Below are 22,690 nucleotides of genomic sequence, written 5' to 3' on the forward strand. Positions count from 1 at the left end.
CCCCCCCCCCCCCCCCCCGGGGAGGGGAGCGCGCGGGCGCTCAGCCCGGGCGCTTCATCGCGCAGCTCGACTGCGCGGGCGTCGAGGCTTCCTCGGCCGTGAAGCGCTTCACCGGCTTGAAGCCCATGTCGGTGTCGTCGGCCTTGTAGCGCGCGTCCTTGGTCACGGTCGACACCACCATCGGCAGCAGCGCCTGGTGGTCGGCCGCGCGCATGCTCATCTCGCCCATCGGGGTCTTGATCTTCGCGGTCTCGATCGCGCGGGCCAGCGCGTTGACGTTGAGCGCGCCGTTCTCGGGCTTGGTGCGCTTGAGCGCATCGGCCACCATCGCCATGCCGAACACGGTCTGCGGCTCGATGAAGGCCGGCGCGTGGCCGGTCCTGGCCTTGTAGTCGGCCACGAAGCGCTCGCCCTCGGCACCGGCGGCCTCGGCGTTGAAGGTGTGGGCCACGAAATGGCCGACCGCGAGATCGCCCGCGTTCGCGATGTTGCCGGGCTGGTCGAGGAAGACCGTGCCGAAGCGCACCTTGAGGCCGGCCGACTTCGAGGCCTTCATCAGCAGCAGCAGGTCGTTCGACCAGTTGCCGGTGAGCACCGAGTCGGCCTTGGCGGCGCTGATCTTCGCCACGTAGGGCGCGAAGTCCTGCACCTTGTTGACGTCGTGCAGGGTCTTCTCCACCACCTGGTAGCCGCCGGCCGATGCGTTGTCGACGATGGCGCGCTCCATGTCCTGGCCCCAGGAGTAGTTCTGGTTGATCGAATAGACGCGGGTGCCGAGCGCGTTGGCCTGCTTCATCGCGCTGACCAGCGCCTTGGTGCGGATCTGCGCGTCGCCGCTGAAACGGAAGTGGTGGAAGTTGCACTTCTCGCCCGTGAGCTCCAGCGCCTCGGCGCCCACGTTGATGTAGATCATCTCCTTGCCGGGATTGCGCAGGTTGTACTTGCGGATGTCTTCGGTGATCTGGCCGCCGATGGCCGAGGAGGCTCCCTGCACGATCAGCTGCACGCCGTCGGCCGCGGCCGCCTTGAGCTTGTCGGCCGCGCCCGCGGGGCCGCCCTGGTTGTCGTACTCGAGCAGCTGCACCGGTTCGCCGTTCCAGCCGCCGGCCGCGTTGATCTGGTCGATGGCGAAGCGCACGGCCGTGCGGTAGGCCTGGCCCGAGGAGGCCTGCGGGCCCGACAGCGTCTCGAGCACGCCGATCTTCACGGGCGCGGCCGAGGCACCGGCCGACAGCAGCGCCAGCGAACAGGCCAGGGCCGACGCGGCGGCGTTGAACGAGAAGGGGAAGGGGGCGGATCTGCGCATTGATGTCTCCATGCTTCTTGAAAAAAGGGGTGGGCCGCTCGTCGGCGTTCAGAGGTATTCCATGTTCCCGTCGACGCTGATCGCCTGGCCCGTGAGGTTGCGGGCCGCGGGCGAGCAGAGGAACAGCGCCATCGCCGCCACGTCGTCGAGCGTGACCATGCGGCGCAGCGAGATCTTCTGCAGGTACTCGGCGCGCATGGCCTCGACCGACACGCCCGCGGTGGCGGCGCGCGCGCCGATCACGCTGTTCATGCGCTCGCCCTCGACCGTGCCCGGCAGGATCGCGTTGACGCGCACGCCATGCGGGCCGAGCTCGATGGCCAGCGACTTCATGAGGCCGACGATGGCCCACTTGGTCGATGCGTAGGGCGTGCGGAATGGATAGCCGAGCCGGCCCGCGACCGAGCTCATCGCGATCAGGCAGGGGTTGGCCTGCGAGCGCCTGAGCAGCGGGATCGCGCGCTGCGCGAAATAGAACTGGCTGTTGAGGTTGACCGCCACCGTGCGCTCCCAGTCGCCGCGCTGCAGGTCCTGCAGCGCGCCGGTGGGGCCCGCGATGCCGACGTTGTTGACGAGCACGTCGAGCCCGCCGAGCGCGCCTTCCACGTCGTCGAACACGCGCGCCACGTCCTCGGGCACCGAGGCGTCGGCCATGCTCGAGGTGATCTCGGGCGCCTCGCGTGCCATGCGGTCGAGCGCGAGGCGGTCGATGTCGCAGACATGCACGCGCGCGCCGGTCTCGCGAAAGGCCAGCGCGATGGCCGCGCCGATGCCGGACGCGCCCGCGCTGATCAGCACCCGCAGGCCAGGCGCGGGCCGCAGTGAATCGATGATGCTCATGGGTTCCTGTGGTGTCTCGTTGTGTCCATGCGGGCGCCATGGCGCTCTCGCTTCACGGTCAGTGTCTTGAAAGCACCGCTTCAAAACTATGTGCGTCGCGCACACTGGCGACCCCCTCCCGATGTGATGCGGTGCTCGCGATCGCCATCGCGGCGCGAGGGGAGAGGGATCGGACCCATGGGCATGGCCGCATCGTTCTGCTAGCCTTCGCGGCCCTATGTCATCCCTGTCCACCGAACGACCGCGCGCGGCGGGCTCCTCGCGCGATGCGAGCGAGCAGGCGGCCGACGAGATCGCCGCCGAACTCATCGGCCTGCTGCACCGGAATGCACCCGCGGAAGAATTCGCCGGCCGGCTCGCGGCCGTGGAAGCCCTGCCCGATGCATTGCGGCGCAAGTCCAGCCTGGTCGAGCTGGTGCGCATGGCGATGGCGTTGCGCAACCGGCTCGAGCTGCACGAGCAGCGCGAGCGCGGCATGCTCGCGGTGATCGAATCGGCGCAGGACCTCTCGGGCCGGCTCGACCTCACGGGCCTGCTCAAGACCATCGTGAAGCGCGCGCGCCACCTGATGGGCTCGCACCTGTGCTGGCTCACGGTCTACGACAGCGCGACCGGCGCGTTCCAGGTGGTGGTGGCCGACGGCGCGATCTCCGACCGCACCGGCCGCATGACCGTGGGACGCAACCTCGGCATCGCGGGCATCGTGATGACGACGCGGCTGCCCTTCTTCACGCCCGACTACCTGCACGACAACCGCTTCGCGCACGACCCCACGCTCGACGACATCTTTCGCGACGAGGGCGTGGCCGCGCTGGTGGGCGCGCCGCTGATGCGCGACGACGAGGTGATCGGCCTGCTGTTCGTGGCCGACCGCTACCACCGCACGCACACGGCGCTCAACGTGTCGATCCTCTGCACGCTGGCCGCGCATGCCGCGGTGGCGATCGAGAACGCCAAGGCCTTCGCCGAAGCGAAGGACGCGCTCGCGCATGCCGACCAGGCGCGTGGCGAACTCGAGCGGCACGTGCGCGACGTCCAGGGCGCGGCCGAGGCGCACGAGCAGCTGACCTCGCTGCTGGCCAAGGGCGCGTCGCTGGGCGCGCTGTGCGAATCGATCGCGCAGCTGCTCAACGGCGGCGTGCTGGTGCTCGACGAGGCCCACCAGGTCATCGGCCGCGCGCTGGCGCCGGGCTACGAGGGCACGGCCGCCGACACCCACGCGCCGAACGACGAACACAGCGCCGCGCTCGCGAAGGCGCTGCGCGAGAGCCGGCAGGCCGGCCGCTCGGTGGTGGCCTACGAGCGCGACGGCGAGCTGTGCCGCGCCATCGCGGTGCTCGGCGGCAACGAGGTGCTCGGTGCCGTGCTGCTGTTCCGGCACCAGGACCTGCGCGAGACCTCGCTGCGCACCTTCGAGCGCAGTTCCAGCATCATCGGCATCGTGCTGCTGTCACAGGAGCGCGTGGAGGCCGGCAAGAGCCGCGAGGTGGCGGCGCTGCTGCGCACCCTGATCTCGCCGCGCCAGGACGAGCCCGCGCTCACGCGCGACCGCGCCGAGCGCTTCGGGCTCGATCTCTCGCAGCCGATCTCGCTGATGGTGGTCGAGATGGCCGAGCCCCGGCCCGGCTTCTGGGCCCGGCGCCTGCGCGCCGGCGCGCCGATGTCCGAGCAGGTGTTCGACGAGGTCGACGGCGCGCTCGCCATCGTCTGCGCCGCGACCCGCGCGCAGGACGTGCTCGAGGCCGTCACCGCCTTCGCGCGGCGCGAGCTCGGCGATGCCTACCGTGGCGTGCTGTCGCGGCCCGTGCAGTCGCCGGCCGAGATGCCCGCGCTGTACGCCGCGCTGCGCCGCGCGCTGCCCGTGCTGGGGCGCCTGGGCATGCGCGGCGCCATCGTCGGGCAGAACGAGATGGCGCTCTATTCGGTGCTGTTCGAGACCCACGACCAGGGCAGCCTCAACACCTTCCTCGACGCCACCATCGGCGCGCTCACGAGCCACGACAGGAAGCGCGGCGCGGAGCTCACCTCGACCCTGCTGGCCTATTTCGATTGCAACCAGAACGCCAAGACCACCGCGGCGCGCATGGGCATCCATGTGAACACCGTGCGTCAGCGGCTCGCGAGCGTCGAGGAACTGCTGGGGCATTGGGGCAGCGCGAGCCGGGCGCTGGAGATCCATGTGGCGCTGAGGTTGTGGAGCCTGGGGATGTCCAGGACGACCGTGGAATCCGAGGCGACGTGACCGGATGATTTTGATTTTTTCGTGAAATCGTAGTCAGGCTACGATAAGTAGGATAAATCGAATTCTTGCCGGTGCTTCGAATTGTCTGAATAATCGTAGTGTGACTACGACAAATCGGTCCAAACTAAATGCTCTCCTGAGCCAGCTTCCGGGCGGAACCCCCGTCACGACGGAGGACCTGGCGCGCGAGGGTATCTCCGGCGACCTCGCCGTCCACTATGTGCGCGCGGGATGGCTGGTACGGCTGGCGCGCGGCGTGTACTGCCGTCCCGACACGCCCTTGCAGCGCGACCCGAGCCTGCTGCTGCTCCAGCGCCAGATTCCCGGCCTGCATGTGGGCGGCAAATCGGCGCTCGACTGGCACGGGGTGCGCCACCATGTTTCGCAGGCGCCGATGCTGCATCTCTACGGCCTCGAGTCGGCCAGCCTGCCGGACTGGTTCACCCGGGTCTTCGCTGCCGACTACCACCGCAAGCACCTCTTCAGCAGCGATGTCACCGGCATGCGGCACGCGGGCCCTTTCGAGGGCCGTGCCGAGGCGCCGAACGTATCGGCGCCCGAGCGCGCGTTCCTCGAACTGCTGAGCGAGGTGGGCGTGCGCCAGCCGCTGACGGAGGCGCGCGAGCTGGCGGAGGGCGCCTACGGCCTGCGCCCCTCGGTGCTCGCGGAACTGCTGCGCCAGTGCACCAGCGTGAAGACGGTGCGCCTGTGCCTTCAGCTCGGACGCGAGCTGTCGCTGCCGTGGGTGAAGAAGCTCGACCCGGCCAAGCTGCCGACCGGTGGCGACCGGCCCTGGGTCGGCCAGACCCGCGAGGGCCTGCTGGTCCTGAAGTCGTGAACGAGATCTACCTGCGGACCGCACGCCTGCTGACGCAGGTCGCGCCCCTGGTCTTCGAGGACGACACCTTCGCGCTCAAGGGCGGCACGGCCATGAATCTCTTCGTGCGCGACATGCCGCGGCTGTCGGTCGACCTGGACCTCGTCCTGCCCGACCACACGCTGTCGCGCGAAGCGGCGCTCGACACGATCAAGACGCGTCTCGGCAAGGCCGCCGCCACGCTCGGGCGCAGAGGTTTCCAGACCCGTCTCGCGGGCGCGCCCGATGCGGGCGAGAGCAAGCTCCTGGTGAAGCGCGACGGCATCGAGGTCAAGGTCGAGGTCAACTACGTGATGCGCGGAACCGTGCGACCAGTCGCCCTCACGGGGCTGGGTGTCAAGGCGCAGGAAGTGCTGCAGGCCGAGCTGGAAATCCCGGTGGTATCGCTCGAAGACGTCTATGGCGGCAAGCTGGTCGCCGCCATGGACCGCCAGCATCCGCGTGATCTCTTCGACGTGATGCAACTGCTGGCGCACGGCGGTATCACCGATGGCATCCGTCGTGCTTTCGTGGTCTATCTGGCGAGCCACAACAGGCCGATCGACGAGGTCCTGTTTCCGCCGTTGCGCGACGTGCGCCAGGCGTTCGAAAGCAACTTCGTGGGCATGACCACCGAGCCCGTGGAACTGGATGCGCTGCTGGCCGCGCGCGACCGGATGATCGCCACGCTCCAGCAGGGCCTCGATGCGGACGAGCGGGCCTTCCTCCTGAGCCTGGCCAATGCCGCCCCCGACTGGGAGCGGCTCGATGTGCCGCATCTTTCCGGGATGCCGGCCATCCAGTGGAAGCTGCAGAACCTCGTGAAGCTGAAGGCCTCGAACCCGGCCAAGTTCGAGGCGCAGTCGAAGGCGCTGGCCGAGAAGCTCTAGTCCCGCCAGGCTCAGCGCGCCGCAACTCAGCGCTGCGGCATGTCTTTCACCGAATACCCCAGGCTCACCGTCGCATCCTCCGGAATCGGCGGCATGGTCGCGTTCCAGGCGAGCCAGTCCTCGCGCATCGCCGCGAGCCGTTCGGGCTCCTGCTTCGCGCGGTTGGCGCGCTCGCGCTCGTCCGCGGGGATGTTGAACAGGTACTCGTTGCCGTCGACCTTCAGGTACTTCCAGTCGCCGTCGCGCAGCGCCTGCTGGCCGCGGTGGTTCATGCGCCAGTGCAGCGGGCGGCGGAAGCCGTGCTTCGCGTCTTTCAGCACGGGCATCAGCGAGACGCCGTCGAGCGGATAGGCCGGATCGGCCTGCACGCCGGCCGCGTCGAGCATGGTGGCCGACCAGTCCATGGTCAGGCAGTGCTGGGCGCTCTCGCCGCCGGGCGCGATGACGGCGGGCCAGTGGGCGATCCATGGCACGCGGATGCCGCCTTCGGTCAGGTCCATCTTGCCGCCGACCAGCGGCCAGTTGTCGGAGAAGCGCTCGCCGCCGTTGTCGCTGGTGAAGACCACCAGCGTGTTGTCGGCCATGCCGTGCTTCTCGAGCGCGGCCATGATCCAGCCGATGCCCTCGTCCATGTGATGGATCATGCGGCGGTAGACGTGGATGTTGCCGCCCGCGAGGTCGAACAGGTTGTCCTTCACCAGCGGCGCCTTGCCGGCATCGTCGCGCGTTTCCCACGGCCAGTGCGGCGCGGTGTAGTGCAGGCTCAGGAAGAAGGGCTTGGCCTCTTCGGAAGGCTGCTGCGCCATGCGCTCGACGAAGTCGACGGCGCGCTTCGAGAGGATGTCGGTGAGGTAGCCCTCTTCCTGCCTGTCCTCTTCGCCGTACCAGAGGTCGTGGCGGCCGCTGGAGTCGCAGTGGGTGAAGTAGTCGACGCCGCCCGACATCGGGCCGAAGAACTCCTCGTAGCCCGAGCGCAGCGGACCGAAGCTCGGCGGATAGCCGAGGTGCCACTTGCCGATCAGCGCGGTGCGGTAGCCGCTGGCCTTGAGCAGCGAGGGCAGGGTGGGATGGTCGACCGGCAGGCCCAGCGTGCTGCTGCCGCGGCTCTTGCTGTTGATCGGCTCCTCGGCCGCGCCGCGCAGCCGGTACTGGTAGCGCGCCGTGATCATCGCGAAGCGCGTGGGCGAGCACACGGGCGAGTTCGCGTAGCCCTGCGTGAGCTTGAGGCCGTTGGCGGCGAGGCCGTCGAGCACCGGCGAAACCGGGCCGAAGGCGGCGTCGCGGCCGCCGTAGCAGCCGAGGTCGGCATAGCCGAGGTCGTCGGCGACGATGAAGATGATGTTGGGTCTTGTCATGGTGTCGAGGGCCCGATGGGCCGGGAAAGGGTCAGGGCTGGTAGCCCGATTTCTGCACCACCGGGCCCCATTGCAGCCGGTAGGCCTTGAGCATCGCGGCGGTCTGCGCCTGGGTGCTGACCACCGGCGTCATCTTCGAGTCGGTGAACTTGCGCACCGTGTCGGGGTCCTGCATCACCTCGCGGATCGCGGTGGCGAGGCGCTCGACCTTCTCGCGCGGCATGGTGACGGGCGCGAAGAAGGTGTTCCAGCCGCTGGCCGCGAGGTCGAGGCCGGCTTCCTTGAAGGTGGGCACCGAGGGCGCGAAGGGCGAGCGCTTGGCGCCCGAGATCGCGAGGATGCGCAGCTTGCCGCCGTCGTGCTGCGGGATCACCACGTCCTCGGTGTCGACCGCGATCGGCACCTGGCCGCCGATCAGGTCGTTGAGCAGCGGCGCCGAGCCGCGGTAGCCGATGACCTGGGTCTGGACCTTGGCCTTCTCGCCGACCATGAGGCCGAAGAAGTGCGGCAGGCTGCCGGTGGCCGGCACGCCCACGTTGGCCTGCTGCGGGTTGGCGCGCATCCACGCCAGCAGGTGGTTGAGTTCGCGCACCGGCAGCGTGGGCGACACGGCGAGCGCGAAGTCGTAGTCGTTGACGTGCGACACCGGCACGAAGTCGCGTTCGGCGTCGTAGCCGTTGTCCTTGAAGACGAGCGGCGCCACCACCATCACGGCGGGGTTCGCGAGCATCAGCACGTTCTGGTTCGCGGGCGTGACCTTGACCTGCTGCGCCGCGAGACGGCCGCCCGCGCCGGGCTTGTTGTCGACGATGACCGGCACGCCGAGCTTGGACGCGAGCTTGTCGCCGACGATGCGCGCGACGCGGTCGGTGGCGCCGCCGGGCGCATAGCCGACGACGATGCGCAGCGGGCCGTCGAGCGGCTGTGCCGCGGCGCCGGTGGCGGCGAGCGCCGTCGCGAGGCCGGCGATGGCCATCAGGCCGGCGAGGCGGCGGGTGATCTTGTGTTTCGGGTGCATGGGTTCTTCCTCCTTTGCGTTTGATGGATGTAGGGGGTCAGTCGTTGGCCTGGAAATTCACGGCCTTCATGATGCCGGCCCAGCGTGCCGTGTCCTCGCGCATGGTCTTCACGAGCGCGTCGCCCGTGTCGGCCACCGGGTACATGCCGTTCTGCAGCAGCATCTGGCGCACCTCGCGCTTGTTGACGGCGCGCGCGAACTCGGCGCGCAGCTTCTCGACCACGGGCTGCGGCGTCTTGAGCGGCGCGTAGTAGGCGAACCAGGCGGTGGCGACCACGTCCTTGTAGCCGGCCTCGACGAAGCTCGGCAGGTTGGGCATCAGCGGCGAGCGCTTCTCGCCGCTGGTGGCCAGCACCTTGACTCGGCCCGAGGGCAGCATCTGCTGCGCGCCGCCCACGGTGTCGAAATAGACCGGCACGGTGCCGCCCATCACGTCCTGCCGCGCGGGCGTGGAGCCGCGGTAGGGCACGTGCACCATCTTCAGACCGGCCGCGCGGTTGAGCATCTCGCCGAGGAAGTGCGAGGGCGTGCCGGCGCCGTACGAGGCGAAGCTGACCTTGTCGCCCTGCGCCTTGGCCCAGGCGATGAACTCGGGCAGCGTGTTCGCGGGCACGTCCTTGTTGAGCACCAGCGCCAGCTCGAAGCGTGCCGCGTTGAGGATCGGCACGAAGTCCCTGATCGGGTCGTAGGAGAGGTTGCGGTAGGCGCTCGGGAACATGGTCATCATGCCGGCCGTGCCCAGCAGCAGCGTGTGGCCGTCGGGCGGCGCGGTCTTGACCGTGTCCACCGCGATGCGGCCGGCCGCGCCCGAGCGGTTGTCGACGATCAGCGGACCGAGGCTGTCGCGCACCTCGTGCGCGATGGCGCGCGTGAGCACGTCCTGCGTGCCGCCCGCGGGCACGCCGATCAGCACCTTGATCGGCTGGCCCGGCGCGAAGCCCTGGGCGCGCGACAGCGCGGGCGCGAGCGCGAGGCCGCCGAGCGCGGCAACCAGCCGGCGGCGGCCGGGAGCGGGCAGGTGGGAAGCGTGCGTGGGGGAAGGCATGGGGCGAAGTCTCCGAATGGCGCCGTTCTGGCGGGTCGTGTGCCCGCGGCTGCGGACGATTCTGGAGACGCTACAGTCGATTGATCAAATCAACCATTCCCCGGATTTACCCGCGCGAGATACCCATGCCCGCCGAAGTGCCCGTGAAAGCGACCGCCCGCAAGCCGGCCAAGGCCACCGCGAGGACGGCCGTGGACGCCGGCGCGGCGCCGCGCCGTCCGCTCGACGACCTGCTGCTCTACCGCCTCTCGCGCCTGCTCGCGGTGGCCGGCAGCATGGTGATCCGCCTGTGCGAGGGACGCTTCGGCATCACGCGCCGCGAATGGCGGCTGATCGCCACGCTCGCGAGCCGCGGCGAGCTCGGCTCCTCGCAACTGGCCGAGCATGCGCAGCTCGACCGCGCGCGCACCTCGAAGGCCGTGGGTTCGCTGGTGGCCAAGAAGCTGGTCTCGCGCGTGGCGCGCGCGGGCGACCGGCGGCAGGTGCGGCTGGGGCTCACCGACAGCGGGCAGGCGCTCTACGACGAACTCTTTCCGCTCGTGACGGCGATCAATGCCGAGCTGATGGGCGCGCTCGATGCCGGCGAGGCCGAGCGCTTCGACGCGGCGCTGCACCGGCTGCAGGAGCGGGCCGAGCGCATGGTGGCGCAGGCGGTGCTGCCGAAGGCGGACCGCGGCAGGCGCCAGTCGGCGGCCGCGCGCTGAGCGGTGCATCTCAGAAGGTGTGAAGGAACCGTAGCGAGCGCCCCGAGGTCGCGCCGGGGACCGGAGCCGTACCTTGTACGGTGAGGACCGCAGGTGCGAGATCGGGGCGCGCAGCAGGTTCATTCACACCTTCTCAGTCCACCTTCATGCCTGTGGCTTTGACGATGCGGCCGTAGCGTTCGCGGTTGCCGTCGAGGTGCGCCGCGGCCGCGGCACCGGTCTCGCCGAGCGCCACCATGTCGAGCGAGGCGAGCCGCGCCTTCACCTCGGGCCGGCCCAGCGCCGCCTGCAGCGCGGTGCGCAAGGTCTGCATCACGGGCTCGGGCGTGGCGGCCGGCACCATCGCGAGATAGAGCACCTCGAACTCGAGGTCCTTCAGCCCGAGCTCGCCCACCGTGGGCACCTGTGGCAGCAGCGGCGAGCGCTGGCGCCCGGTGACGGCGAGCGCATGCAGCTTGCCGGCCTGCAGGTGCGGCAGCAGGCCCGGCGTGGCCAGGATGCCGGCCTGCACCTCGCCCGAGAGCAGCGCCAGCACGGCGGGCGCGTTGCCCTTGTAGGGCACGTGCGTGATCTTCGCGCCGGTGGCGTTGGCGAAGATCTCCGCGGCGATGTGGCCGGGACTGCCGTTGCCGGCCGAGCCGAAGGTGACCGACTCGCCCTTGGCCTGCGCGACGAACTCGGGCAGCGTCTTCGCCTTGACCGAGGCGGCCGTGCCGAAGGCCAGGCCCGAGGAGCTGAAGATCATCAGCGGCTTCAGGTCCTTCGCGGCGAAGGGCATCGTGGCGTAGAGCTGCGGATTGATGGTGAAGGTGCTGTCGATGCTCAGCAGCACGGTGTAGCCGTCGGCCGGGCTCTTGGCCACGAGGTCGGCGCCGATGTTGCCGCCCGCGCCGGGCCGGTTGTCGACGATGAAGGGTTGCTTCAGTTCCTTCTGCAGCACCTCGCCGAGCGCGCGCCCGAGGATGTCGAGCGGCCCGCCGGCCGGGAAGTTGGTGAGGAAGCGCACCGGCTTGGCCGGGTACGCGGCTTCGGTTTGCGCCAGGGCGGCGGCCGGGGTGCCGAGGCCCAGGACGAGCGCTGCGGCCATGCAGGCGCTGGCGAGCGCCAGGCGCCGGCCCTTCGGGATGCGGGGGGTCATGCGGGTGTTTCCTTGTCTCCGTGTCGGCGCACTCTAGGAGCGCCGCGCCGCGCGCACAACTGAAAGCTGTTCCACCAGATATTCCATATAGTTATATTGAAAACCTGTTGCGTCATTGAGAGCCGCCATGTCAGCCATGAACTTTTCACGCTTGAAGCTGCGCCACCTGCAGTGCCTGGTGACCGTGGCGCAGGAGCGCAACCTGGTGCGCTCGGCCGAGGCCCTGTCGCTGACGCAGCCGGCGGTCTCCAAGACCATCGCCGAGCTCGAGGAGATCGTGGGGCGTCAGCTGCTGCTGCGGCGTCGCCGCGGCGTCGAGCTCACGCCCGCGGCCGAGGTGCTGGTGCGGCACGCGGTGTCGGCGCTGCGCGGACTGCGCGAGGGCATGGGCCTGGCCATGGACCAGCCCGATGCCGACCAGTTGCTGGTGGCCGTCGGCGCATTGCCGAACATGGTGCCCAACCTGCTGCCCGAGGCGGTCGCGCAGCTGAATGCCGCCCATCCCGCATTGCGCGTGCGGGTCATGAGCGGCACCAACTCGCAGCTGATGACGCAGCTGCGCCAGGGCGAGATCGACCTCGTGCTGGGGCGGCTGGCCCAGGCCTCGGCGATGGCCGATCTCGCCTTCGAGCAGTTCTACAGCGAGCCGCTGCTGCTGGTCGTGCGTCCCGGCCACCCGCTGGCCGCGCGGCGCCGGCCGCCGCTCGATGCGCTGGCCGGCCATCCGCTGGTGCTGCCGGTGTCGGGCACGCTGATCCGCCACACGGCCGATGCCTTCCTGATCGCGCGCGGCCTCGAACTGCCGCACCGGCTGGTGGAGGCGACCGACACCAGCTTCATCTTCGGGCTGCTGCAGCGCTCCGACGCCGTGTGGTTCGCGCCGCAGGGCGCGGTGGAGGGCTTCATCGCGCGCGGCGAATTGCGGCGCGTGGCGATCGACACCGCGAGCACCGAGGGGCCGGTGGGCATGACGGTGCGGCGCGGCGCCGAAACGGGCGAGGGTGCGCGGCTGCTGATCGAGGCGATCCGGCGGATCGTGGGCCGGCGCGTGGCCGCGGGGCCTGGTATCTAATCGGGTGCGACGCCACCCGCCGAACGAGGAGAGAACGCGATGAGCTCGATGGAAGAAGTCTGGAAATACCGCGAGGAAGTGCTCTACCCCCGGCTCTTCGGCGAGAAGCGCAAGGGCATCTTCGTGCTGGGCCCCGACGATTTCTCGGCGCTGGGCGCGCAGGACATCGATCCGCGCTGGCTGCACCTGGGCGTGTTCGAGTTCGAGCCCACGCCGCTGCGCAACTCCTGGCTCTACGCGACCTCGGGCGGATCGACGCCCTGGGAGGGCGAGCCCGCCGACTACGACCCCGAGGACTACTCGTGGATCGGCTCCGAGCTCGTGCTCGAGGTGCCGTCGCAGGCCGGCGAGACCTGGCCGGTCAAGCTGCTCCAGAAGCTGCTGGCCTACAACGTGCTGCTCGCGCACGGACGCTTCGGCGAGGACAAGCCGCCGCTGGACTACGGCGACCGCATCCCGCTGGGCGGGCCGATCGGGCAGAAGGCCGCCTCGGTGCTGCGCCATGTGGTGCTGGCGCAGCCGAAGCACTATCCGGCAACGGCGCAGCTGGACTCGGGCAAGTTCGATTTCCTGCAGGTGGTGGGCATCTCCGACACCGAGCGCGACTGGGCCAAGGCGCGCAGTTCCGAGGACCTGCTGCGTCTGCTCGAGGTGCACGGCCATTGCCCGGTGACCGATCCCCGACGCGCGCCGGTGGTCTGAGCGCCGCATGGGAGGAGCCAGCGAGGCCGAAGCGCCGCAGCGCCAGACCACGGTCGATGCGCTGCGCGGCTTCGCGCTGCTGGGCATCCTGGTGGTCAACATCGCGACCTTCGCCTCGACCTACTACGGCATGGGGCTGCCCGATCCGCTCGCGCATTCGCTGCCCGAGCGCCTCGCGGTGATCGTGCGCACCTTCGTCTTCGAGACCAAGTTCTACCTGCTGTTCTCGTTCCTGTTCGGCTACAGCTTCCTGCTGCAGAAGGAGGCCGCGCAGCGCGCCGGCCGCGCCTTCGCGCCGCGCATGGCGCGCCGGCTGCTGGCGCTGTGGCTGCTGGGCGTGGCGCATGGGGTGCTGCTCTACCAGGGCGACATCCTCACGACCTATGGCGTGATCGGCGTGGTGCTGCTGTTGCTGCACCGGCGCGGCGACCGCTTCCTGCTGGGCGCCGGCATCGCGCTGGTGGTGGGCACCGCGCTGCTGTGGGCGGCCTTGAGCGCGCTGCTGTCGTTCGCGCTGGGCGGCGGCCCGATGGACCTGCGCAGCGCCTATGCGGAAGCTGCCTCGGCGCTGGTGGCCTACCGTGGCACGCCGATGACGGTGATCGTGCAGCACCTGCGCGAGCTGTCGCAGATCTGGTGGCTCACGGCGCTGGTGCAGGCACCGACGGCGCTCGCGATGTTCTTTGCGGGCTTCGTCGCGGGGCGGCATGCGCTGCTGGCCGATACCGGCGCGCGCCTGCCGCTGTTCCGGCGCGTGCTGGCCTGGGGACTGGTGGTGGGGCTGCCGGGCGCGGCCTTCTATGCCCAGTCGGCGATGCGTGTCGATGGCTCGGTGCGCGACTTCCTCGAGCTCTCGGTCACGCTGCTCACGGCACCGTTCCTGAGCGCCGCCTATGCGTGCGCGCTGGTGCTGCTGTTCCGCACCCCGCGCGGCCGCGTGCTCGAAAGCTGGCTCGCGCCCGCGGGGCGCATGGCGCTGTCGAACTACCTGCTGCAGTCGGCGGTGTGCGCCTGGCTGTTCCTGGCCTACGGGCTGCGCTGGATCGGCGCGACGCCGCCGCTCGCGGCGATGGGGATCGCCTTCGCCATCTTCGGCTGCCAGCTGCCGCTGAGCCGCTGGTGGATGGGGCGCTTCGCCTACGGGCCGGTCGAGTGGCTGTTGCGGGCGTTCACGAACCTCGCGCTGCCGTCGACGCGCAAAGGCGCCTAGGACCCCTGGACGCTTGCGACCAGAAGGTCTTCCGCGCCATCGGGCGGGCGCAGCCCGTCGCTTCGATCCGCGAAGTAGCGCTCGCTCAGGTCTGCGGCCGAGACATGCGTCGCATCGGCGAAGCCCGACTCGCGCGCGAGCGCCACGGCTTCTCGCGGCGCGAAGAAGCTCACGAAGGGCGTGCCGCTGGCACGCGCGCCCTTGACGGCCATCTCGAGCCCGGGACGCACGGCGGGGTCGGCCATCTCGAGCGGCAGCAGGAAGCTCATCGCGAAGCGCGTGCCCGGTGCGAACGACGCGACCTCGCGCAAGGTGGCCCGGTTGGCCTCGCGGCTCAGGTACATGCTGACGCCGGTCGAGGCCACGACCGCGGGCTGCTTGGGATCGAAGCCGGCGGCGGCGAGTTCGTCGCGCCACGAGGCGCCGGCCTCGAAGTCGACCGGCACGAAGCGCAGCCCCTCGGGCAGGCCGAAGCCCAGTTCCTGCAGGCGGCGGCGCTTCCAGGCCTGCGGGCCGGGCCGGTCGATCTCGTAGATGCGCAGGCGCGACGCGAGCTCGGGGCGGCGTTGCGCGAAGCTGTCGAGGCCGGCCCCGAGGATCACGTACTGGTCGGTGCCGAGGGCCGCCTGCTGCGCGACCAGGTCCTCGATGAAGCGGGCGCGCGCCACGATCGAGGCGCGAAAGGGCCGGGTGAAGCCCGGGTCCATGTCGCCGCGCTCGCGCCAGTCGGGCGGCGGATCGAGCAGACGCAGGCCGATCCGATCGTCGAGCACATGCGGCGGCGCGTCGGCCTCCACATGCAGCGCACGCCAGAGCGCGACGCGCGCGGCGGTGCTGTCGGGGGCGGCGTCGATGTCTTCGGTCTTCATGTCGTTCTTCCTTTCTGGCCGACGCTGGCGAGTCGGATGGCGTAGGGCGGGAAAACGGGGAAACGCGGAGGGGCGCGGTTCAGGGCGGTGGCAGCGGCCGCGACCACAGCCAGGCCAGCACCACCGCCATGCAGCCGATCGCGAGCACCGCGGTCCAGGCCCGGTGCGCGGTGTACGAGACGATCACGGCGCACAGCGCCATGGTGACGGTGGCGCTCCACTTGGCGCGCCGGCTCACGGTGCGGCCGTGGGCCCAGTTGTGCAGCAGCGGCCCGAAGATGCGGTGGCCGAGCAGCCAGGCATGCAGCCGCGGCGAGCTGCGCGCCGCGGCCCAGGCGGCCAGCAGGATGAAGACGGTGGTCGGCATCCCCGGCACCACCACGCCGATGAGGCCGAGCGCCAGGCACAGCACCGCGAAGGCATGGAGCAGGGCGCGTACCAGCGGACCTTTGGGTTCGGGGTCGGGCTTCAACGCGGCACGCTCGGAATGGAAGGCGCGGCTCAGGCCACGGCCTGCGGCTGCAGCGGGCCGGGCTCGCGCTCGGCCGGGTGGTCGTTGCCCACGCGCACCTTCGGCAGGTGCTGCGGGTACTCGCGCTGCATGAAATCGATCAGCCCCTCGCGCACGTTGCAGCGCAGGTCGAAGGCCATGCCCGAGGTGGCGGCGGTGCACAGCACGCGGATCTGCATGGTGCGCTCGGTGGCATCGGTCACGCGAAGGTTGAAGAAGCGGCCGTCCCATTCGGGCGAGGCCTTCACGATGCGCTCGACCTCGGCGCGCAGCGGCGCCAGCGGCATGCCGTAGTCGGCATAGACGAACACCGAGCCGAGGATCTGCGAGGAGTGGCGGGTCCAGTTCTGGAACGGCTTCTCGATGAAGTAGGTCAGCGGCAGGATCAGCCGGCGCTCGTCCCAGATCTTGAGCACGACGAAGGTGCCGGTGATCTCCTCGACGCGGCCCCATTCGCCCTCGACCACGAGCACGTCGTCGATGCGGATCGGCTGCGCGAGCGCGAGCTGCAGGCCGGCGATGAGGTTGCTGAACACCGGCTTGGCCGCGAGGCCGGCCACGATGCCGATCACGCCGGCCGAGGCCAGCAGGCTGGCGCCGACCTGGCGCGCGCCCGGGAAGGTCATGAGCATCATGGCGCCGCCGGCGATCACCACCACGGTCATGGCGGTGCGCGCGAGCACGCGGGTCTGGGTGAGCACGCGGCGCGCCTGCAGGTTGTCGGCAATGTCCGACGGATGCTGCGCGAGCACGCCGTCGGCGAAGCCGCCGATGGCCTTGAGCGCGAGCCAGGTGGTGGCCGCGATCAGCAGCAGGCCGTTGAGGTGGCGCACGCTCGCGATGTAGCGCAGGTCCTCGGGCGTGGCCTGCCACACCATCTGCAGCGCGATCAGCGGCAGCACCACGCGCGCGGGGGCATGGCAGGCCACCACCAGGGCGTGGATGGCGGGCGCGGGGCGCGTGATGCGCTTGAGCACCATGCCGCCGATGCGGTGGACGACGAGGGCGACGGGAACGGCGATGACGGCGGCCAGCCAGGTGCCGAACCAGGGATGGGAGAGGATGGATTGCATCAAGGTCATGCCGATGCGAGTCCCGAAGCTTCCTGTTCGTTCAATGCTTGAAGAATTCGGGCCGCATCGTCGCGCACCTGGGTCGCGAGCGCGGTCGCCAGGTCGAGGCGGCGCAGCAGCCAGGGGCTGATGTCGTTGTCGAAGGGATCGGGCAGCGGGATCGGGCCGCCGACGGCGGTGGAGGCCGTGCTCTCGGGCTGCGAGGGGCCCGAGGTGGGCACCGCGCCGATCGCGGCCTCGATGCGCTGCGTGGTGCGCGCGAGCGGCCCCTCGACCTCGCCGGGCGTGAGGCGGTCGCGCCGCAGCACCAGCATCGACTTGACCGCGCTGAGCTGCGCCAGCAGCTGGTAGCTGTGGGCCTGCAGGTGCTCGAGCGGCTCGACCGGCGGCTGCACCGCGCGCGGTTCGGACAGCGAACGCTGCGTGGCCTGCACCAGCGCCGAGAGGCTGTCGAAGGCCTCGCGGCGCGCCAGCCGCCATTCGAGCTCGGGGCTGCTGTCGACGGTCTGCAATTGGCCCAGGCCCAGCGCGAGCCGCGCATGGCGCGCCTGCGCGGTCAGCACGCGCGCCACCAGCGCCGGAATCTGGCCGCGCTCCCACGAGGGCAGCACGTAGCAGAAGGCCCAGGCGAGCGCGGCGCCGATCAGCGTGTCGGCGATGCGCTCGAACAGCGCGAACAGCGGCGCCGCGCCGGTGTTGAGCATGTGGGCCTGCAGCAGGCCCAGCACGGTGGCGGCCACCGCGGTGATCAGGTAGCGCCGCACCGCGAAGCTGTGGGCGATGGCCTGCGCGATGGTGAGCACGGCCAGCAGCCCGAGCGCCGAGAGATGGGCCGACAGCAGGCCGACCGCGAGCACGCAGCCCAGCAGGGTGCCGGCCACGCGGTGGTTGCGCCGCTCGAGCGTCTGCGAGAGGCTGCCGCGCAGCACCACCACGATGGTCAGCAGGATCCAGTAGTCGTGCGAGCCCCAGGGCATCGAGACCGCGACCGCGTAGCCGGCCGCGATCGCGAGCGCGGCGCGGATCGCGTGGCGCAGCGGCGGCGCGTCCCAGCGCCACAGGGTGAAGAAGGGGCGCCACGACCAGTCGGTGGGGCTCACGAACATCTGCCAGTTGGCCCGTACCACGGCGAGGTTGGGCTCGGCATCGCCGCGCGCCATGGCCGACAGGCGCAGCACCTCGTCGTTGATGTGGCCGATGCGGCTCGCGAGGCCGCGCGCGAGCATGGCGGCGTTGGGGCCGGGCAGCACCGGATGCGGATGGCCGGCCGAATCCTCGCCATCGACGTGGATCGCCGCGAGGCGCGGCCGGCGGTCGGCCACGAGGTGCGGGTGGCGGCCCATGAGCAGCGCGTCGGCCAGCGCGATGGTGTCCTCGGCCAGTTCCTCGAGCACGCAGCGCATCTCGACCAACGCATCGGCATGGGCGGGGTGGGTCTTGAGCGCGTCGAGATCGAGTTCGCTCGCGAGCAACTGGTCGCGCATCTCGAGCACGATCACCAGCATCGCGGCCAGCCGCTGGCGGCGCGGCGTGCGCGGCGACTCGAGCACGATGTCGCGCGTGGCCTGCAGCTGGTCGGCCAGCGCGGCCTGCTCGCGCAGCAGGCGGCCCAGCATCGGCGCGGGGGTCTCGCGCACGTCGCCGGTCTCGTCCTTGGGCGTGAACTGGCTGGCCTCGGTGCGCATCAGCGCGGCCAGCGAATACAGCACGTCGGCCACCGACTGCACGCGAAAGCGCGTGTTGAGGATCAGGTTGGCGAGCACCGACCACAGCACGTACAGCCCGGCGCCGAGGCCGAAGTGCCAGGTGCGCTCGATGGCTTCGGCCATGCCGTGCGGCGTGGGCGTGGCCATCGAGAAGATCATCGAGAACATCACGGCGATCGCGATCGGGATGCCGCGCTTGCCCCAGGCCATTGCCAGGAAGGCGAAGAAGGTGGCCGGCACCAGCAGCAGGCCGAGCCGGATCGGCGCGGCGTGCAGCATCTGCACGGCGAAGAACAGCGGCAGCCCGATCAGCGGCGCAGGCAGCATCTGCCAGAACTTGCCGCGGCGCGGGCCCGGCAGGTCGGGCGGCGCGGTGACGATGACGCCGACCGCGGCCGAGGATGCCGCGACGGTGCCGAGCCAGAAATGCACGCCGCCCGAGATGAACAGCAGGCCGAGCGCGACCGTGAGGCCGCTGGCGACGTAGTGGCTCAGCGCGATGCGCAGCGCGGCGCGCAGGCGCTGCTGCAGCACCGAGGCCTGGGTCTCGCCGCCGATGGCGCGGGCCCCTGCCATCACTTGGCGGAAGCGTCGCCCTCGAACGGGCCGGTGGCGGCGGGGGCGTCGCGGCGGATGCGGGTGAGCTTGCGCTTGGCCGGGGCGGCGGTGGCGGGCGCCTCGGCGTCTTCCGCGGGGCCCATCTCGGTCACGGTGCTGCGCGCGTAGATGTCGGCCGAGCCCTCGGCCTGCGGCTTGCTCGCGGCGGCGATCGCGCGCACGCGGTCGCTGGCGCGCAGCTTGTCGTCGACGCTCGCGAACTTCGAGTACTTGGCCAGCAGCGGCACGAGCTGGCCGTAGATGCGCGGCGCGCCGGCCAGGCATTCGCGCTGGTCGATGAAGTCGGGCTCGCCCGTGAAGTTGCCGATCAGGCCGCCGGCCTCGGTCACCAGCAGCGAGCCGGCCGCCACGTCCCAGGGGTTGAGACCGGTCTCGAAGAAGGCATCGGTGTAGCCGGCGGCCACGTAGGCGAGGTCGAGCGCGGCGGCGCCGGGGCGGCGCAGGCCGGCCATGCGCGGCATCAGGTCGGCCATGATGGCCAGGTACTGCTTGAAGTTGTCGCCGGTGCGGAACGGGAAGCCGGTGGCCACCAGCGACTCGGACAGCCGGGTGCGCTTGGACACGCGGATGCGGCGGTCGTTGACGTAGGCGCCGCGGCCCTTGGTGGCGGTGAACAGGTCGTTGCGCGTGGGGTCGTAGACCACGGCCTGCTCGATCTTGCCGCGCACCGACAGCGCGATCGACACGCAGTAGAACGGGAAGCCGTGGATGAAGTTGGTGGTGCCGTCGAGCGGATCGATGATCCAGACGTAGTCGGAATCCTTGGCACCATGCTCGGAGCCCGATTCCTCGGCCAGGATGCCGTGCCCCGGATACGCCGTGAGAAGCGTTTCGATGATGGCCTGCTCGCTCGCGTGGTCGATCTCGGTGACGAAATCGTTCACATGCTTCTGGGAGATGCGCACGGCCTCGACGTCGAGCGCGGCGCGGTTGATGATGGCGCCGGCGGCGCGAGCGGCCTTCACGGCCACGTTGAGCATGGGATGCAGGTTGGGGGACGACATTCTGAATTGTGAGCGTGAGCGGAACGCCTGCGCGGCCCCGGCAAAGGCCCGGGCGGCCACGGCTGTCGTTCCTGACTGACTGGAAGAACTGGGGGGTGGGTCCCTGAAGGACCCGGAAACCGGCCCGGCGATGCGGGCGGCGAGAATCGGGGGATTTTACCGGCTCGGCCGCTCCCTGTCTCCCCACCCCCTCCATGCGCACCCGTTTCATCCTGATCCAGACCAGCCACGCCGGCAACGTGGGCGCCGCCGCCCGCGCCATGAAGACCATGGGTTTCGGCGAACTCGTGCTGGTCGCGCCGCGCTGGGCCAACGTGCTGCGGCGCGAGGAAACCATCCAGCGCGCGAGCGGCGCGCTCGACGTGCTGGCCAATGCGCGCATCGTCGAGACGCTCGACGAGGCGCTCGACGGCGTGACCCACCTGTGCGCCACCGCGATGGTGCCGCGCGACTTCGGCCCGCCCACGCGCACCCCGCGCGAGCACCTGGGCCCGCTGGCCGCGCGGGGCGACGAGCACGTGGCCTTCCTGTTCGGCTCCGAGCGCTTCGGCATGCGCAACGAGGACGTCTACCGCTGCCACGTCGCGCTGAGCATTCCCACCGACCCCCACTTCGGCTCGCTCAACCTCGGCGCCGCGATCCAGGTGATCGCCTACGAATGGCGGCTCGCGCTCGGCGGCTTCGCGGCGCGCGACGCGGTCGCGCCGCCGCCGGCGGCCGATGCCCAGGCCGTGGCCGGCATGCTCGAGCACTGGGAGCGCTCGCTGGTGGAGGTGGGCTTCCTCGATCCCGAGGCGCCCAAGAAGCTGATGCCGCGGCTGCAGCAGCTGTTCAACCGGGCCCAGCCCACGGCCGAGGAGATCCACATCCTGCGCGGCATCGCCAAGGCGATGAGCGAGGCGGCGGCCGGCAAGATCCGGCGCTAAAACCCCATCGTCCGTACGCGATGAGGCCCGGCTATAGACTGCGCGGCCCCTATCGTCATAACCAAAACATACGAAGGCAGCGATGTTCTCTCGCCTGCGCGCCGACATCCGGTGCATCCTCGAACGCGACCCCGCCGCGCGCAGCGCCTGGGAGGTGCTCACGGTCTACCCGGGCCTGCATGCCGTGGTGCTGCATCGCTGGGCCCACGCCTGCTGGAACCATGGCTTCAAGTGGCCCGCGCGCTTCATCGCGCACATGGCGCGCTGGCTCACCGGCATCGAGATCCACCCGGCCGCCAAGATCGGCCGCGAGGTGTTCTTCGACCACGCCATGGGCGTGGTGATCGGCGAGACCGCCGAGGTCGGCGACGGCTGCACCATCTACCAGGGCGTGACCCTGGGCGGCACCTCGCTCTACAAGGGCACCAAGCGCCATCCGACCCTGGGCCGCAACGTGGTGGTGAGCGCCGGCGCCAAGGTGCTGGGCGGCTTCGTGGTGGGCGACGGCGCCAAGATCGGCAGCAACGCGGTGGTCATCAAGCCGGTGCCAGCGGGCGCGACCGCGGTCGGCATCCCGGCGCGCATCATTCCCTCGAAGGCCGGCGAGAGCGCCGACGTGACCGTGCCGCAGAAATTCACCGCCTACGGCATCACGCAGGACGACGATCCGCTGAGCCAGGCGCTGCGCGGCCTGATCGACAACGCCTCGAGCCAGGAGCACCAGATCGCGCTGCTGTGGCAGGCGATCGAGAAGCTCTCGGCCCATCCCGGCACCAGGGATTGCGTGCCCGGCGACGCGGCGCGCGACGAGTGCTTCGAGGCGGAGAAGCTCACGCAGCTGGTGGGGAAGTGACGTGAGCTGGGCGCTGTTCCATCGTTTCGAGGACGAGCGGCCCACCGACTTCCACGAGCTGCGGCAGTTCGGCAATTCGCTCTGGGCCGCGAGCGGCAAGGTGCAGACCTGGGGTCGCTCCAGCGTCGCCGAGTTCGCCAGCCCCCAGGCCGCGATGGAGGCCCTGGCGCAGCGCAGCCGCGAGATCGAGGCCCAGGGCTACGTGCGGGTGCGCCAAGGCATCCACGACCCGGCCCGCGTCGACTTCGCGCTGCTCACGGCCGAGATCCGCGAGGGTGCCCGCCGCGCCTTCGAGGCCATTCGCGCGGCCGAGCCCGAGCGGACCTTCCGGCTTTTCGCGCTGGGCAGCGACGAGAGCGCGATGACCATCGTCCACGCCGCCAGCGACCTCGCCCTGGGCGAACCGGGCGAGATGGAGGACGAGAGCGAGATCTGGAGCTCCGGCGAGTGGTCCCACGACGATGGCGGCGAGTTCCTCGACATCGCCTACCGCATGATCCTGGCCTGCCACCGCGAGGACCTGCCCTGCGGCGTCGATTTCGACGTGCTGCACGACGGCCTCTTCGAGGCCTGCATCGCCGCGATGACACAGCTCGATGGCGAGGGATTCTTCGGCACCGGCGCCGCACGCGAGGAGGTGGTGCTGCTGTGCCAGGTCGAGGGCGGCGAGGACATGGAAGGCTCGGTCGCCCGCCTCAACACACCACGCGTGGCGGGCCGGCTTCGGCGCTGGATCGAGCTCTGCGGATGAA

At 70.4% G+C, this 22,690-nt stretch carries 21 protein-coding genes; 10 read left to right on the forward strand and 11 right to left on the reverse strand.

The genetic code is table 11. The annotated features are described in order from the left end of the window. Window positions 1–40 precede the first annotated feature (40 nt). Together ACODT0_RS33910 and ACODT0_RS33915 are read right to left on the reverse strand one after the other, a co-directional pair. On the reverse strand, window positions 41–1,306 hold the full coding sequence (locus ACODT0_RS33910) for a branched-chain amino acid ABC transporter substrate-binding protein (RefSeq protein ID WP_413762896.1): 1,266 nt from the start codon (window positions 1,304–1,306) through the stop codon (window positions 41–43). A 48-nt stretch (window positions 1,307–1,354) separates the two neighbouring features. Next, window positions 1,355–2,146, reverse strand: coding sequence for an SDR family oxidoreductase (locus ACODT0_RS33915; RefSeq protein ID WP_479670366.1), 792 nt, complete (start codon window positions 2,144–2,146; stop codon window positions 1,355–1,357). A 217-nt stretch (window positions 2,147–2,363) separates the two neighbouring features. Here ACODT0_RS33915 and ACODT0_RS33920 point away from each other — a divergent pair, with 217 nt between their 5' ends. The 3 genes from ACODT0_RS33920 to ACODT0_RS33930 all read left to right on the forward strand — a co-directional run bounded on the left by ACODT0_RS33920 (window position 2,364) and on the right by ACODT0_RS33930 (window position 6,134). Further along, window positions 2,364–4,388: a helix-turn-helix domain-containing protein gene (locus ACODT0_RS33920; RefSeq protein ID WP_489043272.1), complete on the forward strand. Its 2,025-nt coding sequence runs from the start codon at window positions 2,364–2,366 to the stop codon at window positions 4,386–4,388. Between the two features lie 100 nt (window positions 4,389–4,488). Then, window positions 4,489–5,226, forward strand: a complete 738-nt coding sequence (locus ACODT0_RS33925; protein WP_489043273.1) for a type IV toxin-antitoxin system AbiEi family antitoxin domain-containing protein — start codon at window positions 4,489–4,491, stop codon at window positions 5,224–5,226. Continuing rightward, complete coding sequence (locus tag ACODT0_RS33930; protein WP_489043274.1) at window positions 5,223–6,134, forward strand: nucleotidyl transferase AbiEii/AbiGii toxin family protein; 912 nt, start codon at window positions 5,223–5,225, stop codon at window positions 6,132–6,134. Before ACODT0_RS33925 ends, ACODT0_RS33930 begins: the two co-directional genes overlap by 4 nt. Window positions 6,135–6,160: 26 nt before the next feature. On the opposite strand, the gene ACODT0_RS33935 is transcribed toward ACODT0_RS33930, so the two are convergent. Genes ACODT0_RS33935 through ACODT0_RS33945 form a run of 3 tightly spaced genes read right to left on the reverse strand, consistent with a single transcriptional unit; the run spans window position 6,161 to window position 9,552 of the window. Continuing rightward, window positions 6,161–7,489, reverse strand: coding sequence for a sulfatase family protein (locus ACODT0_RS33935; RefSeq protein ID WP_489043275.1), 1,329 nt, complete (start codon window positions 7,487–7,489; stop codon window positions 6,161–6,163). 31 nt (window positions 7,490–7,520) lie between these two features. Further along, window positions 7,521–8,507 (reverse strand): Bug family tripartite tricarboxylate transporter substrate binding protein, encoded by a 987-nt coding sequence (locus ACODT0_RS33940; protein WP_057594868.1) that lies wholly within the window; start codon window positions 8,505–8,507, stop codon window positions 7,521–7,523. A gap of 37 nt (window positions 8,508–8,544) precedes the next feature. After that, a complete protein-coding gene (locus ACODT0_RS33945; protein ID WP_489043276.1) occupies window positions 8,545–9,552 on the reverse strand; it encodes a Bug family tripartite tricarboxylate transporter substrate binding protein in 1,008 nt (335 codons plus the stop codon). Window positions 9,553–9,695: 143 nt separating this feature from the next. On the opposite strand from ACODT0_RS33945, the gene ACODT0_RS33950 reads away from it, so the two are divergent. Next, window positions 9,696–10,256: a MarR family winged helix-turn-helix transcriptional regulator gene (locus ACODT0_RS33950; protein WP_412179551.1), complete on the forward strand. Its 561-nt coding sequence runs from the start codon at window positions 9,696–9,698 to the stop codon at window positions 10,254–10,256. Between the two features lie 133 nt (window positions 10,257–10,389). On the opposite strand, the gene ACODT0_RS33955 is transcribed toward ACODT0_RS33950, so the two are convergent. Then, window positions 10,390–11,394, reverse strand: coding sequence for a Bug family tripartite tricarboxylate transporter substrate binding protein (locus tag ACODT0_RS33955; protein ID WP_057594866.1), 1,005 nt, complete (start codon window positions 11,392–11,394; stop codon window positions 10,390–10,392). A 136-nt stretch (window positions 11,395–11,530) separates the two neighbouring features. On the opposite strand from ACODT0_RS33955, the gene ACODT0_RS33960 reads away from it, so the two are divergent. From ACODT0_RS33960 to ACODT0_RS33970, 3 genes are read left to right on the forward strand one after another with little or no spacing between them, the layout of a single operon-like run. Continuing rightward, the gene (locus ACODT0_RS33960) at window positions 11,531–12,466 is read left to right on the forward strand and encodes a LysR substrate-binding domain-containing protein (RefSeq protein ID WP_412179552.1); all 936 of its coding nucleotides are present in this window, start codon (window positions 11,531–11,533) and stop codon (window positions 12,464–12,466) included. Window positions 12,467–12,505: 39 nt separating this feature from the next. Beyond that, on the forward strand, window positions 12,506–13,168 hold the full coding sequence (locus tag ACODT0_RS33965; RefSeq protein WP_489043277.1) for a suppressor of fused domain protein: 663 nt from the start codon (window positions 12,506–12,508) through the stop codon (window positions 13,166–13,168). A 7-nt stretch (window positions 13,169–13,175) separates the two neighbouring features. Beyond that, a complete protein-coding gene (locus tag ACODT0_RS33970) occupies window positions 13,176–14,378 on the forward strand; it encodes a DUF418 domain-containing protein (protein WP_489043278.1) in 1,203 nt (400 codons plus the stop codon). Here ACODT0_RS33970 and ACODT0_RS33975 read toward each other — a convergent pair. The 5 genes from ACODT0_RS33975 to ACODT0_RS33995 all read right to left on the reverse strand — a co-directional run bounded on the left by ACODT0_RS33975 (window position 14,375) and on the right by ACODT0_RS33995 (window position 20,159). After that, on the reverse strand, window positions 14,375–15,247 hold the full coding sequence (locus tag ACODT0_RS33975; protein WP_489043279.1) for a class I SAM-dependent methyltransferase: 873 nt from the start codon (window positions 15,245–15,247) through the stop codon (window positions 14,375–14,377). The genes ACODT0_RS33970 and ACODT0_RS33975 overlap by 4 nt on opposite strands. Window positions 15,248–15,326: 79 nt before the next feature. Continuing rightward, window positions 15,327–15,719, reverse strand: coding sequence for a YbaN family protein (locus ACODT0_RS33980; protein WP_261212533.1), 393 nt, complete (start codon window positions 15,717–15,719; stop codon window positions 15,327–15,329). Between the two features lie 29 nt (window positions 15,720–15,748). Then, a complete protein-coding gene (locus tag ACODT0_RS33985) occupies window positions 15,749–16,831 on the reverse strand; it encodes a mechanosensitive ion channel family protein (protein WP_409976550.1) in 1,083 nt (360 codons plus the stop codon). Between the two features lie 5 nt (window positions 16,832–16,836). Continuing rightward, the gene (locus tag ACODT0_RS33990) at window positions 16,837–19,113 is read right to left on the reverse strand and encodes an FUSC family protein (RefSeq protein WP_261212534.1); all 2,277 of its coding nucleotides are present in this window, start codon (window positions 19,111–19,113) and stop codon (window positions 16,837–16,839) included. Continuing rightward, window positions 19,113–20,159 (reverse strand): inositol monophosphatase family protein, encoded by a 1,047-nt coding sequence (locus ACODT0_RS33995; RefSeq protein WP_261212536.1) that lies wholly within the window; start codon window positions 20,157–20,159, stop codon window positions 19,113–19,115. Before ACODT0_RS33995 ends, ACODT0_RS33990 begins: the two co-directional genes overlap by 1 nt. A gap of 194 nt (window positions 20,160–20,353) precedes the next feature. Between ACODT0_RS33995 and ACODT0_RS34000 the strand changes: the two genes are divergently transcribed. The 3 genes from ACODT0_RS34000 (at window position 20,354) to ACODT0_RS34010 (ending at window position 22,689) form a co-directional block, all read left to right on the forward strand. After that, window positions 20,354–21,085 (forward strand): RNA methyltransferase, encoded by a 732-nt coding sequence (locus ACODT0_RS34000; protein WP_489043280.1) that lies wholly within the window; start codon window positions 20,354–20,356, stop codon window positions 21,083–21,085. A gap of 82 nt (window positions 21,086–21,167) precedes the next feature. Beyond that, window positions 21,168–21,938, forward strand: a complete 771-nt coding sequence (gene cysE / locus ACODT0_RS34005) for a serine O-acetyltransferase (RefSeq protein ID WP_057594858.1) — start codon at window positions 21,168–21,170, stop codon at window positions 21,936–21,938. Window position 21,939: 1 nt separating this feature from the next. After that, window positions 21,940–22,689 carry a DUF4303 domain-containing protein gene (locus tag ACODT0_RS34010; RefSeq protein ID WP_489043281.1) on the forward strand — a complete coding sequence of 250 codons (750 nt, stop codon included), beginning with the start codon at window positions 21,940–21,942 and terminating at the stop codon, window positions 22,687–22,689. Window position 22,690: the final 1 nt, after the last annotated feature.

The sequence above is a fragment of the Variovorax sp. FG153 genome, from assembly GCF_057809595.1.

Excerpts from the sequence above, each read along its gene's own strand:
- ACODT0_RS33910 (WP_413762896.1), bottom strand. The coding sequence starts at position 1,306 with ATGCGCAGATCCGCCCCCTTCCCCTTCTCGTTCAACGCCGCCGCGTCG.
- ACODT0_RS33915 (WP_479670366.1), bottom strand. The coding sequence starts at position 2,146 with ATGAGCATCATCGATTCACTGCGGCCCGCGCCTGGCCTGCGGGTGCTG.
- ACODT0_RS33920 (WP_489043272.1), top strand. The coding sequence starts at position 2,364 with ATGTCATCCCTGTCCACCGAACGACCGCGCGCGGCGGGCTCCTCGCGC.
- ACODT0_RS33935 (WP_489043275.1), bottom strand. The coding sequence starts at position 7,489 with ATGACAAGACCCAACATCATCTTCATCGTCGCCGACGACCTCGGCTAT.
- ACODT0_RS33940 (WP_057594868.1), bottom strand. The coding sequence starts at position 8,507 with ATGCACCCGAAACACAAGATCACCCGCCGCCTCGCCGGCCTGATGGCC.
- ACODT0_RS33945 (WP_489043276.1), bottom strand. The coding sequence starts at position 9,552 with ATGCCTTCCCCCACGCACGCTTCCCACCTGCCCGCTCCCGGCCGCCGC.
- ACODT0_RS33955 (WP_057594866.1), bottom strand. The coding sequence starts at position 11,394 with ATGACCCCCCGCATCCCGAAGGGCCGGCGCCTGGCGCTCGCCAGCGCC.
- ACODT0_RS33960 (WP_412179552.1), top strand. The coding sequence starts at position 11,531 with ATGAACTTTTCACGCTTGAAGCTGCGCCACCTGCAGTGCCTGGTGACC.
- ACODT0_RS33965 (WP_489043277.1), top strand. The coding sequence starts at position 12,506 with ATGAGCTCGATGGAAGAAGTCTGGAAATACCGCGAGGAAGTGCTCTAC.
- ACODT0_RS33970 (WP_489043278.1), top strand. The coding sequence starts at position 13,176 with ATGGGAGGAGCCAGCGAGGCCGAAGCGCCGCAGCGCCAGACCACGGTC.
- ACODT0_RS33975 (WP_489043279.1), bottom strand. The coding sequence starts at position 15,247 with ATGAAGACCGAAGACATCGACGCCGCCCCCGACAGCACCGCCGCGCGC.
- ACODT0_RS33985 (WP_409976550.1), bottom strand. The coding sequence starts at position 16,831 with ATGCAATCCATCCTCTCCCATCCCTGGTTCGGCACCTGGCTGGCCGCC.
- ACODT0_RS33990 (WP_261212534.1), bottom strand. The coding sequence starts at position 19,113 with ATGGCAGGGGCCCGCGCCATCGGCGGCGAGACCCAGGCCTCGGTGCTG.
- ACODT0_RS33995 (WP_261212536.1), bottom strand. The coding sequence starts at position 20,159 with ATGTCGTCCCCCAACCTGCATCCCATGCTCAACGTGGCCGTGAAGGCC.
- ACODT0_RS34000 (WP_489043280.1), top strand. The coding sequence starts at position 20,354 with ATGCGCACCCGTTTCATCCTGATCCAGACCAGCCACGCCGGCAACGTG.
- cysE (WP_057594858.1), top strand. The coding sequence starts at position 21,168 with ATGTTCTCTCGCCTGCGCGCCGACATCCGGTGCATCCTCGAACGCGAC.